The following is a 15,122-nucleotide window of genomic DNA, read 5'->3' on the forward strand; positions in this document are numbered from 1 at the left end:
GGATCGCTATAATCCCGCATGAACTCGACCCCTGTCCAAGCACCCCCCCAGCCGCAAGCCGGCCCCGCTTTTTCCACCCTGCCGCTGTCGCCCGCCATGCTCGCCACGCTGGCGCAACTCGGCTATGACGAGATGACGCCGATCCAGGCGGCCAGCCTGCCGATCACGTTGGCCGGCCAGGACCTGGTCGCGCAGGCCAAGACCGGCAGCGGCAAGACCGCGGCGTTCGCGCTGGCGCTGTTGAACCGGCTCGACCCGCGCCGCTTCGATGTGCAGGCCATGGTGCTGTGCCCCACGCGCGAACTGGCCGACCAGGTCACGCAGGAAATCCGCCGCCTCGCGCGCGCCGAAGAGAACATCAAGGTGCTGGCGCTGTGCGGCGGCTCCCCGATGCGCCCGCAGGTGGATAGTCTTATTCACGGCGCGCATATTGTGGTGGGCACGCCGGGCCGAATTCTTGATCATATCGATCGCGGCAGCCTGGACCTGGCGGCAATCGGCACGCTGGTGCTCGACGAAGCCGACCGCATGCTCGACATGGGTTTCTTCGACGATATCGCCTACATCGCCAGCCGTTGCCCGAAGGAACGCCAGACGCTGCTGTTCTCGGCGACCTATCCCGAGGGCATCGACAAGCTCGCCCACAAATTCCTGCGCAAGCCGCAGTCGCTGAAGCTGGAAGCGACGCACGACAACGCCACTATCCGCCAGCGCTTCTATGAAGTGGAAGAAGGCGAGCGCCTGGGCGCGGTCGGGCGGCTGCTCGATCATTTCCGCCCGGCCAGCACGCTGGCGTTCTGCAATACCAAAGCGCGCTGCCGCGAACTGGTGGAGCTGCTGCGCGCGCAGGGCTACGAGGCGCTGGCCCTGCATGGTGACCTGGAGCAGCGCGATCGCGACCAGGTGCTGGTGCAGTTTGCCAACCGCAGCTGTTCGGTGCTGGTTGCCACCGACGTGGCCGCGCGCGGGCTGGATATCGCCCAGCTGGAAGCAGTGATCAATGTCGAGATCACGCCCGACCCCGAGGTGCACGTGCACCGCATTGGCCGTACCGGCCGCGCCGACCAGGAGGGCTGGGCGTTCAGCCTGGTCAGCATGGACGAGATGGGGCGTGTAGGTAACCTGGAACAGCACCACGGTGGCGAGTTCGAATGGCATCCGCTGGCCGAGCTGACGCCCGCGAGCAGTGATCGGCTGCTGCCGCCGATGGTGACGCTGCAGATGCTTGGCGGCCGCAAGGAGAAGATCCGCCCCGGCGATATCCTGGGCGCGCTGACCGGCGAGGCTGGCTTTACCAAGGAGCAGATCGGCAAGATCAACGTGCTGGAGATGTCGACCTATATCGCGGTGGAGCGCAGCATCGGGCGCGAGGCGGTGAAGCGGCTGAATGCGGGCAAGGTCAAGGGCAAGAAGGTGAAGGTGCGTCTGATGACGGAGTAAATGGAGGCCGGCAGTAGTGGGTGCGCCACAACATCGCTACAAAGATTCGCGTAAGTCACCCTGTAAGCCGGCGCATTCCTTTGCTACTCTGGTTCCATTGGTCGCAAGGCAGGTAGCGCCAGCCGCATGATTTCTCGACGGAAGAGGAGTTGGTGATGAAAACTGCACGCCAGGTTCTGGAATCCAAGCCGACTCAGGCCATCTACAGCATCCCCCCGACGGCGACGGTGTATGCCGCGCTGCAGCTGATGGCCGAGAAAGGGATCGGCGCCCTGCTGGTCATCGAGCACGGTGACATCATGGGCATCCTGAGTGAGCGCGACTATGCGCGCAAGGTGATCCTGATGCAGCGCACGTCGCGCGAGACGCTGGTGCGCGACATCATGACCAGCTCGGTGATCTACGTCAGTGCCAGCCAGAGCACCGACGAATGCATGGCGCTGATGACCAAGCACCGGCTGCGCCATCTGCCGGTGATGGACAACGAAGAGCTGGTCGGCATGCTGTCGATCGGTGACCTGGTGAAGGACATCATCTCCGAGCAGCAGTTCATCATCGAGCAGCTGGAGCATTACATCCATGGGGGTGGGCATTAGGCAATTTGCGTTGGGCTGGTGGTGAATTGATCCGCCGGCCCTCTCCCCCGGCCCCTCTCCCGCGGGCGGGAGAGGGGAGAAAACCGTAGGGGTTTGACGACAGCCCCTGGGCCTCCCTCAGCGCGATATGCGCTAACCGCATATAATTATGCGGTTACTGAATTACGGTCACTCCGCTGCGGCTTCCCAGCCGTTCCTGGCGGAACTTCCGGCCGGCAATTCCTCCTTCCCCAAGTCTGCTTCGCGGCACGATGCCGCGTACCCGTCTCTGCAATGTCGTCGTCCGCATCCGCCGCCCAGGCCATCCCCGCTCCCGTCCACGACCATCGCGCCATCATGCGTGTGATCGGCGGCATCGTGCTGTGCATCCTGCTGGCGGCGCTGGACCAGACCGTGGTGATCCCGGCGGTGCCGGCCATTGCCAATGACCTGAACGGATTTGGCCACCTGTCGTGGATCGTGACCGCGTACCTGATCGTGTCGACGGTGACCACGCCGCTGTACGGCAAGCTTTCCGACAGCTTCGGGCGGCGCCGCCTGCTGATGGTGGCGATCACGCTGTTCATCGGCGCCTCCGTGGCGTGCGCGCTGGCGCAGACGCTGGGGCAGCTGATCCTGTTTCGCGCGCTGCAGGGCGTGGGCGGCGGCGGGTTGATGTCGCTGGCGCAGGCGGCCATCGCCGACGTGGTGGCGCCGCGCCAGCGCGGGCGCTACCAGGGCTACCTGGCCACGGTGTGGGCGGTGGCGTCGATCGCGGGGCCGCTGGTGGGCGGCTGGGTGTCGGACCACATGTCGTGGCGCTGGCTGTTCTGGGTCAACGTGCCGCTGGGCCTGCTGGCGATGGCGATGTGCTATCGCGGGCTGGCGATGCTGCCGCCGCGTGGCGGCCGGGCGCGCGTGGACTGGCTGGGCGCGCTGCTGCTGGCGGTGGCCATCGTCGCCTTCCTGCTGGCAATGAGCTGGGGCGGCGATGTCTATGACTGGCTCTCGCCGGAGCTGGCCGCGCTGCTGGTCGCCGCGGCCGTGGCGGTGGCGCTGCTGGCGTGGCAGGAGCGCCGCGCCGCCGACCCGATGCTGCCGCCGCGGCTGTTCGGCAACCGTGCCTATGTGATGGGCGTGGCGGCATCGGCGCTGTCGGCGCTCAATATCTTCCTGTGCATCTTTGCGCTGCCGCTGCATTTCCAGCTGGTGCGCGGCGCCGATGCCTCGACCTCCGGCCTGCTGGTGATGCCGTTCCTGCTGGCGACGGTGGCGGGCAACTTCATCGTGGCCTGGGTCGCGCCGCGCGTGGGCCGCATGCGCGGCATCCTGACGGCGGGCTATGTTGCCGGGGCGCTGGGCCTGATCGTGCTGGCGCTGGTGACGCCGGCGGTGCCGCTGGCCGTGGTGCTGGCGGCGATGACGCTGGCCGGCGTGGGCCTGGGCATCACCATGGTGGCCACGCTGATGAGCGTGCAGAACGTGCTGGAGCGCCGCGATACCGGCGCCGGCACCGGCGCGCTGCTGGTGCTGCGCTCGCTCGGCAGCGCGCTGGGCGGGGCGCTGGCGGGCACGCTGCTGACGCTGGAATTCCGCCATGCGCTGGCGGCTTCGGGCGTGACGCAGGCGCTTGACCTGGGTGCGCTGCGCCATGGCAGCGAGGCGCTGGCACAGTTGTCGCCGGCGGTGCGGCACGTGCTGGCCGGCGGTGTCGAGTCGGGCTTTCAGCTGATCTTTGCGGTCGGCGCGGCTGCGTCGGTGCTGGCGCTGCTGGTCGTGCGCAGCATGCCGGACCTGGAGTTGCGCAGCAGCGTCACGGAGCATGCGGCCACGCTGGCGATGGACTGAAGCGGCGGGCGGCAGCCAGCCCGTCATCGGCGTAGACTACGCGTACCCGATACAGCGAGCCGACCCTTGGAGCCCCGTCGCCATGTTCCGTCGTTCCCTGATTTCCCGCCCCTTCGCTTTCGCCTTCGCCTACGCCGCCGTGGCGCTCGCCGCGTCGGCCCTGCTGCCCTCGCCCGCCCGCGCCGCCGAGAAGTCCGCAGCGCCCGCCGCCGCGCAGGCCGGTGCTTGCCCCGCATCGCTCAACTTCACCTTCCCGCGCCTGCAGGATGAAGCGCCGCAGAACCTGTGCCAGTACGCCGGCAAGGTGGTGCTGGTGGTCAACACCGCCAGTTATTGCGGCTTTACGCCGCAATATGAAGGGCTTGAGGCGCTGCACGCCAAATACAATGCGCGCGGGCTGGTGGTGCTGGGATTCCCGTCCAATGATTTCTCGCAGGAACCGGGCTCGGAGAAGCAGATCGCGGACTTCTGCTACAACACGTACGGCGTCAAGTTCCCGATGCTGGGCAAGTCGCACGTGCGCGGCAGCGACGCCAATCCGATGTACGCGCTGCTGGCCAGACAGACCGGCACCGCGCCCAAGTGGAACTTCTACAAATACCTGATCGGCCGCGACGGCAAGGTGGTCGCCAGCTACGACAGCCGCACCAGGCCGGACGACAAGGAACTGGTGGCGAAGATCGAATCGCTGCTCGGCGCGCAGCACTGAGCAGCGCCCTGCACCCTTCGCTCAGTCCCGCACTAGCCCTTCCGCGCGCATTGCTTCCTGCACCGCGGGCCGTGCGGCCACGCGCGACAGGTATTCCTGCAACGACGGGTACGCGGTCAGCGGCATCATCAGCATGCGCGCCCAGCCGAGGATAGTGAAGCAATACGCGTCGGCCACGGTGTAGCGGTCCCCCGTCAGGTATTGGCGGGTTTGCAGGTGGCGGTCGAGTTCGGCGAAGCGCGCCTGAAGCTTGGCCTTGCATGCCTGCTGCGTGCTTTGCGCGGTTTCCTTGTGCCACAGCCACGGACTGAACACCTTGTGCAGCTCGGTGGAGACCAGCGTCAGCCAGCCGGTGGCTTCCAGCCGCTCGCGCGTGCCGGAGGCGGGCAGCAGGCCGCGCTCAGGCACGAGATCGGCGATGTACTGGAGCAACGACGCCACTTCGGTATGGCGTGAGCCATCATCCAGTTGCAGCAGCGGCACGTAGCCGCGCGGGTTGATCGCGTAGTAGTCGTCGCCGCCGTTCTCGGGCTGCGCCAGCTTGTGGTGCGGGAGGTCGACATGGGCCAGCGTGACCGGCAGGCCGGCTTCGCGCAGCGCGATATGGACGGACATCGAGCATGCGCCTGGGGAGTAATAGAGCTTCATCGCGATCCTGTTTGGGGTTGGCTGGCCGCCACGTCGTTGTGGGGCCGTGCGAGCAGTCTAGGATCGCGTTTGCGGTGCGGCAATGCGCGGGCTTGCGGAGGGGGATTGCAGATTTGCACAGCCCGCGCCAAGTGCGATCGGGCGATGGTGCGATGGTGCGATGGCGCGACCTGTCGACCGTCGCGCCGTCGCCCTTCAGGTACTTATTCCACTTCGCGGAACAGCCGCCCCCATCCTTTCAGCTCCCGCGTATCCACGCCGCACAGCCGCAGCGATTTCCACACCACGGTAGAAATGGTGTCGTACAGCGGAATCCCCGTCTCGGCCTCAAGCTCTTCCGCCAGATGCGCCGCACGCAGGTTGGTGCAGAACGTGGTGATCGCCTGCGGCCCATGCTGCGCGAGGCCGCGCACCATCTCGCGGATGGTGTCCGCCTCGACTTCGGCAAAGCTGTAGTTCACGTGCAGGTCGAGGTGGCTTTCGGCCACGCAGTGAAAGCCGCTGCGTTCATAGTTGGCGATGATGCGCTGCTGCACGTCGTCCAGGTACGGCGTGGCCAGGCCGAAGTTGCGCGCACCGGTCTTTTCCAGGATCTCGTTGAGCGCCAGCACCGAGGTGGTGGCCGGGATGCCGGTCGCCTCGGTGATCTGCCTGCACAGCGCTTCATCCTTGTCGAAGCCGAGCCAGCCGGACGAGGTGCCGTTCCAGGCGATGACGTCGACGCGCGCATCGGCCAGCAGGCTGGCGGCGGCCAGGATCTTGTCCAGGTTGAACTGCCCCAGCGCCTGGTCGCGCAGCGAGATCTCGGTCACGGTGAAGCGCGAGAAATGCGCGCTGACGTTGGGCAGGCCGGCAACCATCGCGCTGGTGATGGGCTCGAGCGCCGTGTTGGAAGACGGCGTGAGCATGCCGAGTCGGATTTGCTTGGTCATGTGGTGGTCTCAGGAGTCAATGCGGGGGACGGGACGTTGCCGGCCCCCTGCTCGTCTTGGAATTCGGTGATCGCGGCGATCCGCGAGGATCAGACCGGAATCTTGGTCTCGTAGTCGATGGCTGTCGAGGCCATCAGCAGCCCCACGCCCGCCGCCGCGAAGAACATCAGCGCCAGGAAGTACGAGCCGGTGAACTGCACGATCATGCCGACGATGATGGGCACGGTGATGCCGCCGATATTGCCGCCCAGGTTCATCACGCCGCCCAGGAAGCCGACCTTGTTGCGCGTGCCGAGCATCGACGGCACGCACCAGAACAGGCCGCACCAGCGCAGGAAGAACAGCGTGGACGACAGCAGCACCACCACGATGATCGGATCGCTGACATAGGCCACCGAGAAGATCGAGGCCGTGGCCACCACCGCGGCGATGCCGAACAGCGTGCGCATCACCACATTGGGACGGCCGCCCGCCTCTTTCCACTTGTCGGCGATCCAGCCGCCGATCAGTTCGCCGATAAAGCCGCTGAAGAAGATGATGAAGCTGGCGCCGCCCATCTGCTTGATGTCGAAGCCATGCACCTTGTTCAGGTAGTTGGGCATCCAGGTCAGCAGGCCGTAGAACACCGTGTTGAAGCACATCCAGCCAGCGGCCATGCACCACACCGAGCGGTACTTGAAGAAGTCCATGGAGCGGCCCGACAGGTTGGCCGGCTCGGCGCGGTGTTCGTTGGCTTGCGCTTCTTCGATATAGCGCGCTTCCAGCTCGTTCACGCCGCGGTGCTCGCGCGGGGAATTGCGCACGTAGTACCAGGCCAGCACGCCGGCCAGCACGGTGCCCACGCCGGCCACGATAAAGGCCAGCCGCCACGAGCCAAGCGAGGCGATCAGCCACGTGATGATGATCGCGCCGAGCGCCGCGCCCAGCGGTGCGCCGCCATCAAGCAGCGTGGCGCCGCGGCCGCGTTCGTTCTGCGTCATCCAGATCGCGTTGAGCTTGCCGCCGGCCGGGTAGATCGGCGCTTCGGCGGCGCCCAGGCCAAGCCGGGTCAGCATCAGCGAGGTGGCATTGGTGGTGAACGCCGCGATGGTCTGGGCGAGCCCCCAGAACACGGTGGCGCAGGCGATCACGATGCGCGGCTTGTACTTGTCGGCCAGCATGCCGCCCGGCACCTGCATCAGGGCGTAGGTCCAGAAGAACGAACTGAGGATCAGGCCCTGCATGGTGGGACTGAGGTCGAACTCCTTTGCGATCAGTGGCATGGCCACCGAGAGCGAGGCGCGATCGATGTAGTTGATCGCGATGAGGAACAGCATCATCAGAAAAATCTTCCAGCGCACGGAGGTCTTGGCCTCCGTTAACACCGTCGCCTGGCTTGTCGTTTGCATGGCGGCGTCTCCTTGTCTTGGTCCTTTGGATGGGCAGTTCTAATTGGGTGTCGCGCAACAGGGCCGAGTATAGGATACGTAATCTGTAATTACAACGCGTGTAAGTCATTGATTTTACGATGTTGCGAATGCACAATTTTGGGATGTGATAGCCTTGCTGTGGTGCATTTCCCCATTCTGGTGACGTCTTTGACACAATCGCTTCCCAAAACCACGCGCCTGCGCACGCTCGGCATGTCGGCCGAGATCGCCGTCCGGCTGCGCACCATGATCGAAGAGGGCGAGTTGCCGCCGGGCGCGCGCATCGATGAACGCGCCTTCTGCGAAGCCTTCGACGTCTCCAAGACGCCACTGCGCGAGGCGCTCAAGGTGCTGGTGTCCGAGGGACTGGTGCTGCACCGGCAATACATCGGCTACCGCGTGGCGCCGCTCGACCTGGAGGAGTTGCGCGCCACCTTCGAGACCCTGCACGGGCTCGAGGCGCTGGCCGGCGAACTGGCCGCGCGGCGGCTGGGCGACGCCGCGATGGCGAAGCTGGAGCGGCGCCACCAGGCCATGATCGACGCGCATGCCGCGGGGCGGCGTACCGACTATTTCCGCATTAACCAGGAAATCCACCAGTTCATCATCGACGGCGCCGCCAACCCGGTGCTGGCTGGCGTCTACGCCACGCTGATGAGCAAGGTCCACCGCGCGCGCGGCGCCGCCAATGCCGACACGCTGCGCTGGCAAGAGTCGCATGAGGAACACGAGGCCATCATGGCCGCGCTGCGCGAGCCCGGCCGCCCGCGCCTGGCGCAGGTGTTGCGCCAGCATTCCGAGAACACCGCGAAAGAGGTGCTGGCCGTGGTGGCGCGCTCGCTGGCCGAGGCCGGCGCACGCGACCCTGGCCTGAAGCAGTCCGCATGAGTCATCCCTGACTCAAACGCAATCCCTGACGAAGACAACGACGATGAAACTGGTTCGAGTAGGCAATCCCGGCGCGGAGCGCCCGGGCGTGATCGATGCAGAGGGCCGCGTGCGCGACCTGAGCGGCGTGGTGGGCGAGATCGGCCCGGGCGAACTGGCGCCTGCGGCGCTGGCGCGGCTGGCGCAGGTGGACGTGGCGGCGCTGCCCGTGGTCGAGGGCGCGCGCGATGGTGTGCGTTTCGGCGTGCCCTGGACGGGTATCGGCAAGATCGTGGCGATTGGCCTGAACTATGCCGATCACGCCGCCGAGGCCGGCATGCCGCTGCCGGCCGAGCCGATCGTGTTCCTGAAGGCCAACAGCTCGCTGAACGGCCCGGACGACGCCGTGATGCTGCCGTTCGGCTCCGAGAAGTCCGACTGGGAGGTCGAGCTCGGCGTGGTGATCGGCACCACCGCGCGCAATGTCTCGCGCGAAGAGGCGCTGAACCACGTGGCCGGCTACTGCGTGGTCAACGACGTGTCCGAGCGCGAGTTCCAGATCGAGCGCGGCGGCACCTGGGACAAGGGCAAGGGCTGCGACACCTTCTGTCCGGTCGGCCCGTGGCTGGTGACGCGCGACGAAGTCGCCGACCCGCAGGCGCTGGGCCTGTGGCTGGAGGTCAACGGCGAACGCGTGCAGCGGGGCAGCACCGCGACCATGGTCTTCGACGTGGCTACGGTGGTCAGCTATGTCAGCCGCTTCATGACACTGCTGCCGGGCGACCTGATCGCGACCGGCACGCCGCCGGGCGTAGGCATGGGCTTCAAGCCGCCGCGCTTCCTGAAGGCGGGCGACACCATGCGCCTGGGTGTCGACGGGCTTGGCGTGCAGAGCCAGCGCGTGGTGGCCTACGGCGAGCGCTGAACGCACCGGCGCAAGCCGGGCAGGGCGCGGCGTCACCCGGCAAGGTGACGCCGTCGCGCGTCGGGCAAAGCTGCAAAGCCGGTAAAAAGCGCCCGTTTCAATGGTTCCCCATCGAAACGCTTTCATACAAAGCGTTGGGTTTCCATACAAAGCGTGCCGTGCGCGCAACGGTTCCGGTGGCGAAAACGCCCGGATCGCATCGATTTACGCGAAATCGCACACTTGGCATTTCGCTTGCGTTTTCTGCGTGAAATACTGGTTATACAGGTTTCGCCAGAGAGCAAACGCCATGTCAGAGCACGCCCCCGAGATCGAGTCCTACCTCGGTACCACACTCAAGCGCCGCTACTGCGGGCTGGCCGACACCCTGGACAGCCGCGCTGAACTTGAAGCGATCCGGCGCAACATCCACCAGAATCCCGAACTTGCCTTTGACGAGGTCCGCACCTCCGGCCTTATCGCCAGCCTTCTGGAAGCGTGGGGCTTCACGGTCACGCGTGGCGTGGGCGGGACCGGCGTGGTCGGGACGCTGAAGTGCGGCGAGGGCGCGCGCAGCATCGGCATCCGCGCCGACATGGACGCACTGCCGATCCACGAGCGCACGGCGCTGCCTTACGCGAGCGTCAATGAAGGTCGCATGCATGCCTGCGGCCACGATGGCCACACTGCGATCCTGCTCGGCGCTGCGCGGCAGCTGGCGCGTACGCGCACCTTCGACGGCACCGTGCACCTGATCTTCCAGCCGGCGGAGGAAATCGGCGCGGGCGGCGGCGCGGAGCGCATGCTGGCCGACGGGCTGTTTGAACGCTTCCCGTGCGACGCGATTTTCGGCCTGCACAACCATCCAGGCGTGGAGCAGGGCAACTTCCTGTTCCGCTCGGGCCCGTTCATGGCGGCGTGCGACACCGTCACCATCACCATCCGCGGCAAGGGCGGCCACGCGGCGCGCCCGCACCAGTCGGTCGATCCGATCCTGGTCGCCGGCAGCCTGGTGATGGCGCTGCAGTCAGTGGTATCGCGCTTCGTGGACCCGAACGAGGCCGCGGTGGTGAGCATCGGCACGCTGCACGCCGGCCACGCACCCAATGTGATCCCGGACAGCGCGCGCATGGAGATCAGCGTGCGTTCGTTCAGCCCGGACGTGCGCGCTTCGCTGGAGAACCGCATCCGCCAGCTTGCAATTTCGCAAGCCGAGGGCTATGGCGCGGTGGCGGAGGTCGACTACGTGCGCGGTTATCCGGTACTGGTGAACAGCGAACGCGAGACGGAGTTCGCGCGCCAGGTGGCCGAGGAACTGGTCGGTGCCGACAAGGTGGTGTCGCAGGCCGCGCGCATCACGGGCAGCGAGGATTTTGCGTATTACCTGCAGCAGCGTCCGGGCTGCTTCGTGCGGCTGGGCAATGGTGCCAACCAGCCGCTGCTGCATAACGCGGGCTACGACTTCAACGACGAGAACCTGACGGTGGGGGCGGCGTACTGGACCAGGCTGGTGGAGCGCTACCTGGGGCGTTGAGCGGGGAAAACGCCAGTGGTTTTCTCCCTTCTCCAACAAACGCCTAGCGGAAAAACCCGCTCGGCGGCACGCCGAACTGCCGCCTGAACATCGTTGCGAACGCGCTTGGGCTGTCGTAGCCCAGGTCCAGCGCCACGTCGACCACCTTGCTGCCCGCGGCCAGCTTTTCCAGCGCCGCCAGCAGCCGCGCCTGCTGGCGCCATTGCCCGAAGGTCATGCCGGTCTCGCGCGCAAAGCGGCGCTGGATGGTCTTGGGATCCACGCCCAGCTGTTCGCCCCAGTCCGCCAGGGTCAGGGCGGTGTCGGGCGCTTCCACGATCGCGTCGCAGATCTGCCGCAGGCCCGCGTCCGACGGGCGCGGCAGGTGCAGCGGCAGCGATGGCACCAGCAGGACTTCATCGAGCAGCAGCCGCATCAGGCGCGCATCGCGCGTATCCGGATCATAGGGCAGGGGGATGTCGATCGCGGCCAGGATCAGCTCGCGCAGCAGCGGCGAGATGCCGAGCACGGTGCAGCGCTGCGGCAAGCCGGGCGCGGCATCCGGGCGGATATAAGCGGTGCGCATCTGCACGTGGCCGACCATGCGGATCCAGTGCATGGTGCCGCCGGGCATCCACATGCCGCGCGTGGGTGGCACGATCCACTGGCCTTCCTCGGTGGCCACCACCATGACGCCGTGCACCGCGTGGATCAGTTGCGCATGGGGGTGCTGGTGCCGCTTGGTCACTTCGCCAGGCAGGTAGTCGGCGGCCATCGCGGCGACCGGCATCGGGCTGCGATCGTAGCGGACGTAGCGCGGGGGATCGCTGTAGGTGTCGCCCGGCGTGGCGACGGGGGGTACCGGCAGGTCGCGGACACGCCGCCGGGCGGTGGGATCGGGCGGGGCGGTGTCGCCGGGAGCATGGGGGGCGCGCGGCATGTCCTTTTCTCCAAGGTTGCGGACTTATTCTCGCAGGACAGGCGCCTGCGCGCCAGCTAGCATCCATGCTCACAGTCCTGACTGGCCAGCGCCCCCGCTGGCCGCTTTCCGTTTGTCGAGAGCCGCCAATGAGCACAACCATCGACTCCGCGCCGACCGGCGCTGCAGCTTCCAGCACTTCTAGCACCCCCACCACGCCCGCGCAGGCCGAACGCACCGGCTTCCGCGTGCTGTCGGCAATCAGCTTCGCCCACTTCCTCAACGACATGATCCAGTCGTTGATCCTGGCGATCTACCCGATGCTCAAGGGCGGCTTCAACCTGAGCTTCACGCAGATCGGGCTGCTGACCATGACCTACCAGGTCACCGCATCGCTGCTGCAGCCGGTAGTGGGGCTATACACCGACAAGCATCCCAAGCCGCATTCGCTGGCGATCGCCATGGCCTTCACGCTGGCGGGCCTGCTGCTGCTGTCGGTGGCGCCGACCTACGGCGTGCTGCTGGTAGCGGCGGCGCTGGTGGGTACCGGCTCGTCGATCTTCCACCCCGAGTCGTCGCGCGTGGCGCGCATGGCGTCGGGCGGCAAGCACGGGCTGGCGCAGTCGATCTTCCAGGTCGGCGGCAACGGCGGCAGCGCCATGGGCCCGCTGCTGGCGGCGCTGATCGTGCACCAGCAGGCCAGCCTCGCCTGGTTCTCGCTGGCGGCGCTGGTGGGCATCGTGGTGCTGTGGCGCATCGGCGGCTGGTACTCGCGCCAGCTGGCGCAGGGCGCGCGCAAGCGCAAGGCTGCAGGCGCCGCGGCCAGCCCGGTGCCGACGCGCGTGGTGATGCGGGCGATGGTGGTGCTGATGGTGCTGGTGTTCTCCAAGTACTTCTACATGGCCAGCCTGACTTCGTACTACACGTTCTACCTGATGGAGCGCTTCGGGCTGGAGCGCCAGAACGCGCAGCTGCACCTGTTCCTGTTCCTGTTCGCGGTGGCGGCGGGCACCATCCTGGGCGGGCCGATCGGCGACCGCATCGGCCGCAAGCGCGTGATCTGGGCGTCGATCCTGGGCGTGGCGCCGTTCACGCTGCTGCTGCCGCACGTGGGCCTGTTCTGGACCACGGTGCTGACCTTCATCATCGGCTTTATCCTGGCGTCGGCGTTCTCGGCGATCCTGGTGTTCGCGCAGGAACTGATCCCCGGCAAGGTCGGCATGGTGTCGGGGCTGTTCTTCGGCTTTGCCTTCGGCATGGGCGGCATCGGCGCCGCGGTGCTGGGCGGGATGGCGGATACGCATGGCATCCGCGCGGTGTATGAGTACTGTGCCTACCTGCCGCTGCTGGGGCTGCTGACTGTGTTCCTGCCGGACCTGCGCGAGCGCGCGCACGGCTGACGCGGCTGGATTTCCGAGGCGCCGGGCCAACAGGGCTCAGGCGTCGTTTGTCTCCCCGCCGCCGCCAGGCGGCGGTTCGAACTGGTGCAGCCAGCGCCGCAGCAGCGTGGCCAGCTGGGCCCGTTCCGCGGCGCTGAGCGCCTCCACCAGGCGGTGTTCGTTTTCGACGTGCGGGTGGCGCTAATGTCGCCGCTTCTGCCGCCGCCTTTGCCGGCCCGGCTTCTCCGGCCCCGGCGTCCTCCACGCCCGGCAGGCTGCCGCGCATGCCGTCGTCGGCGGTGTCGGCGTTGGGGCTGCTGAGCCCGGTCAGCGCCTCCGCGCTCGGCTTCCTGGTGCTGGGGCAGGCGCTGACCGTGGTGCAGGCGGTCGGGGCGCTGCTGGTGCTGGCCAGCGTCTGGCTGGGGCAGCGCGCGCCAAACTGAGTGCATGGGCACTGCCGCGGCGGCCGTGAACTGCTGCGGGCGGGCGTTTTGCGGCATCATGGCGGGCATGAAGTCCGCCGTGCCCACGATGCCCCCGCTTTCTCCGGTCACCTCCCAGCCTGTCGCGCCGCCGGCCAACCCCAAGCCGGCCTGCGAGCGCTGCCTGGAACTGGCCGCCGACCCGCGCCGACGCGAGCCGCCGGCTTGCCTGGCGCTGCGCAATACGGCGCCGCTGGTCAGCAAGAGCGAGGCGGGCGTGCCTTTCAGCATGCTGACCTTTGCCTGTCGCGACTGCGGCACGGTCTGGCGCCTGTATGACCGTGCCAACGAACTCTTTGTCTCCTGGGTGCCGGAGCGCCCGCTGGTGCGTTGAGGGGGGCGCGGAGTTGTTCGTGGAGTTGAGCGTGGAGCTGGGCGCCCAACACCGTTGAGCGCGCAACCGATCGGCTAAGATAGCGGCTGTCGCGCGCTGGCCGGCAGGCCGCTCGCCCTGCGAGGCGCGCCCCAGACACTCTCCCCGTATTCCCGACACTATGGCCTTCCCGTTCCGCCCGACTTTGCTGGCAGCCACCGTTGCCGCCGGCCTGCTGGCCGCCGCACTCCCCGTCGCCGCCGCCGCCGCAGACAACTACCCCAGCCGCCCGATCCGCCTGATCGTCGCCTATCCCACCGGCGGCATCAGCGATACCGTGGCGCGCGCGCTCGGCGAGCGCCTGTCGGCGCAGATGGGTACCTCGGTGGTGGTCGAGAACAAGGCCGGCGCCGGTGGCAGCATCGGCATCGACGCCGTCGCCAAGGCCGCACCGGACGGCTATACGCTCGGCTTCGCCTCGACCAGCCCGCTGACGCTGAACCCGCACGTCGGCCACGTCAACTACGACCCGCAGAAGGACGTCGCGCCGGTCATGAGCGTGATGTACTCACCGGTGCTGGTGATCGCCACCAACGGCTTCAGCGGCAAGGGGTTCGCCGACGTGGTCGGCCAGGCCCGCGCCAAGCCAGGCTCGGTGCGCTGGGCGACGTCGGGCCTGGGCACGGTCGGCCATGTGGTGCTGGAACAGGTCAAGCAGAAGTCGAAGGCCGACATCACGCTGATCCCGTACAAGGGCGCCGGCCAGCAGATGAACGATGCGCTCGGCGGCCAGTTCGAGGTGATGAGCACCAACGCCAGCCCGGCGCTGACCCAGCACATGCAGGCCGGCCGCCTGCGCGCGCTGGCGGTGGGCGCGCCCAGGCGCCTGGAGAGCCTGCCGCAGGTGCCGACGCTGGCGGAGCTTGGCTACCCCAAGGCCAACCTGACTTCGACCTTCGGCATCTTCGCCCCGGGCAAGACCCCCGTGGCGATCATCGACCGCCTGAATGCCGAGCTGAACAAGGCACTGGCAGAACCGGAAGTCCACGAGCGCCTGCTCAAGGGCGGCGAAGTGCCCACCGGCGGCACGGCGGCGCAATTTGCCAAGGCGATCCGCGAGGAGTACGCGGAGAACGCGCGCATCGTCAAGGAAGCCGGCATCAAGGCGGACTGATCCGGCGACT

At 67.3% G+C, this 15,122-nt stretch carries 14 protein-coding genes and 1 pseudogene; 11 read left to right on the forward strand and 4 right to left on the reverse strand.

Annotated features, from left to right (window positions below):
• Window positions 1-18: 18 nt before the first annotated feature.
• The 4 genes from dbpA to LPA45_RS00245 all read left to right on the forward strand — a co-directional run bounded on the left by dbpA (window position 19) and on the right by LPA45_RS00245 (window position 4,572).
• The gene (dbpA, locus tag LPA45_RS00230; protein ID WP_317922938.1) at window positions 19-1,440 is read left to right on the forward strand and encodes an ATP-dependent RNA helicase DbpA; all 1,422 of its coding nucleotides are present in this window, start codon (window positions 19-21) and stop codon (window positions 1,438-1,440) included.
• 155 nt (window positions 1,441-1,595) lie between these two features.
• Complete coding sequence (locus LPA45_RS00235; protein WP_116322318.1) at window positions 1,596-2,036, forward strand: CBS domain-containing protein; 441 nt, start codon at window positions 1,596-1,598, stop codon at window positions 2,034-2,036.
• 336 nt (window positions 2,037-2,372) lie between these two features.
• A complete protein-coding gene (locus LPA45_RS00240) occupies window positions 2,373-3,863 on the forward strand; it encodes an MDR family MFS transporter (RefSeq protein ID WP_367395037.1) in 1,491 nt (496 codons plus the stop codon).
• Between the two features lie 82 nt (window positions 3,864-3,945).
• A complete protein-coding gene (locus LPA45_RS00245) occupies window positions 3,946-4,572 on the forward strand; it encodes a glutathione peroxidase (protein ID WP_367394739.1) in 627 nt (208 codons plus the stop codon).
• A 21-nt stretch (window positions 4,573-4,593) separates the two neighbouring features.
• Here LPA45_RS00245 and gstA read toward each other — a convergent pair whose 3' ends face one another.
• The 3 genes from gstA to LPA45_RS00260 all read right to left on the reverse strand — a co-directional run bounded on the left by gstA (window position 4,594) and on the right by LPA45_RS00260 (window position 7,540).
• Window positions 4,594-5,220 (reverse strand): glutathione transferase GstA, encoded by a 627-nt coding sequence (gene gstA, locus LPA45_RS00250; protein ID WP_367394740.1) that lies wholly within the window; start codon window positions 5,218-5,220, stop codon window positions 4,594-4,596.
• A gap of 203 nt (window positions 5,221-5,423) precedes the next feature.
• The gene (locus LPA45_RS00255; protein ID WP_029047813.1) at window positions 5,424-6,152 is read right to left on the reverse strand and encodes an aspartate/glutamate racemase family protein; all 729 of its coding nucleotides are present in this window, start codon (window positions 6,150-6,152) and stop codon (window positions 5,424-5,426) included.
• Between the two features lie 89 nt (window positions 6,153-6,241).
• The gene (locus LPA45_RS00260; RefSeq protein ID WP_367394741.1) at window positions 6,242-7,540 is read right to left on the reverse strand and encodes an MFS transporter; all 1,299 of its coding nucleotides are present in this window, start codon (window positions 7,538-7,540) and stop codon (window positions 6,242-6,244) included.
• 42 nt (window positions 7,541-7,582) lie between these two features.
• Here LPA45_RS00260 and LPA45_RS00265 point away from each other — a divergent pair, with 42 nt between their 5' ends.
• From LPA45_RS00265 to LPA45_RS00275, 3 genes are all read left to right on the forward strand, one after another.
• Window positions 7,583-8,449: a GntR family transcriptional regulator gene (locus tag LPA45_RS00265; RefSeq protein WP_367395038.1), complete on the forward strand. Its 867-nt coding sequence runs from the start codon at window positions 7,583-7,585 to the stop codon at window positions 8,447-8,449.
• 43 nt (window positions 8,450-8,492) lie between these two features.
• Complete coding sequence (locus LPA45_RS00270; RefSeq protein WP_116322324.1) at window positions 8,493-9,353, forward strand: fumarylacetoacetate hydrolase family protein; 861 nt, start codon at window positions 8,493-8,495, stop codon at window positions 9,351-9,353.
• Window positions 9,354-9,642: 289 nt separating this feature from the next.
• Window positions 9,643-10,866: a M20 aminoacylase family protein gene (locus LPA45_RS00275; RefSeq protein WP_367394742.1), complete on the forward strand. Its 1,224-nt coding sequence runs from the start codon at window positions 9,643-9,645 to the stop codon at window positions 10,864-10,866.
• A 43-nt stretch (window positions 10,867-10,909) separates the two neighbouring features.
• On the opposite strand, the gene LPA45_RS00280 is transcribed toward LPA45_RS00275, so the two are convergent.
• On the reverse strand, window positions 10,910-11,785 hold the full coding sequence (locus LPA45_RS00280) for a helix-turn-helix domain-containing protein (RefSeq protein WP_367394743.1): 876 nt from the start codon (window positions 11,783-11,785) through the stop codon (window positions 10,910-10,912).
• Between the two features lie 128 nt (window positions 11,786-11,913).
• On the opposite strand from LPA45_RS00280, the gene LPA45_RS00285 reads away from it, so the two are divergent.
• The 4 genes and pseudogenes from LPA45_RS00285 to LPA45_RS00300 all read left to right on the forward strand — a co-directional run bounded on the left by LPA45_RS00285 (window position 11,914) and on the right by LPA45_RS00300 (window position 15,112).
• Entirely contained in the window at window positions 11,914-13,164 is a 1,251-nt protein-coding gene (locus LPA45_RS00285) for an MFS transporter (protein ID WP_367394744.1), read from the forward strand.
• A 260-nt stretch (window positions 13,165-13,424) separates the two neighbouring features.
• Window positions 13,425-13,586: pseudogene (locus LPA45_RS00290) on the forward strand (EamA family transporter); the annotation flags it as partial.
• 88 nt (window positions 13,587-13,674) lie between these two features.
• Window positions 13,675-13,959, forward strand: coding sequence for a hypothetical protein (locus LPA45_RS00295; RefSeq protein ID WP_376790620.1), 285 nt, complete (start codon window positions 13,675-13,677; stop codon window positions 13,957-13,959).
• A 160-nt stretch (window positions 13,960-14,119) separates the two neighbouring features.
• Complete coding sequence (locus tag LPA45_RS00300; protein WP_116322326.1) at window positions 14,120-15,112, forward strand: tripartite tricarboxylate transporter substrate binding protein; 993 nt, start codon at window positions 14,120-14,122, stop codon at window positions 15,110-15,112.
• The last annotated feature ends 10 nt before the right edge of the window (window positions 15,113-15,122 follow it).

This window comes from Cupriavidus sp. Agwp_2, assembly GCF_040784895.1.
In the GTDB taxonomy this organism is placed as follows: Bacteria; Pseudomonadota; Gammaproteobacteria; order Burkholderiales; family Burkholderiaceae; genus Cupriavidus.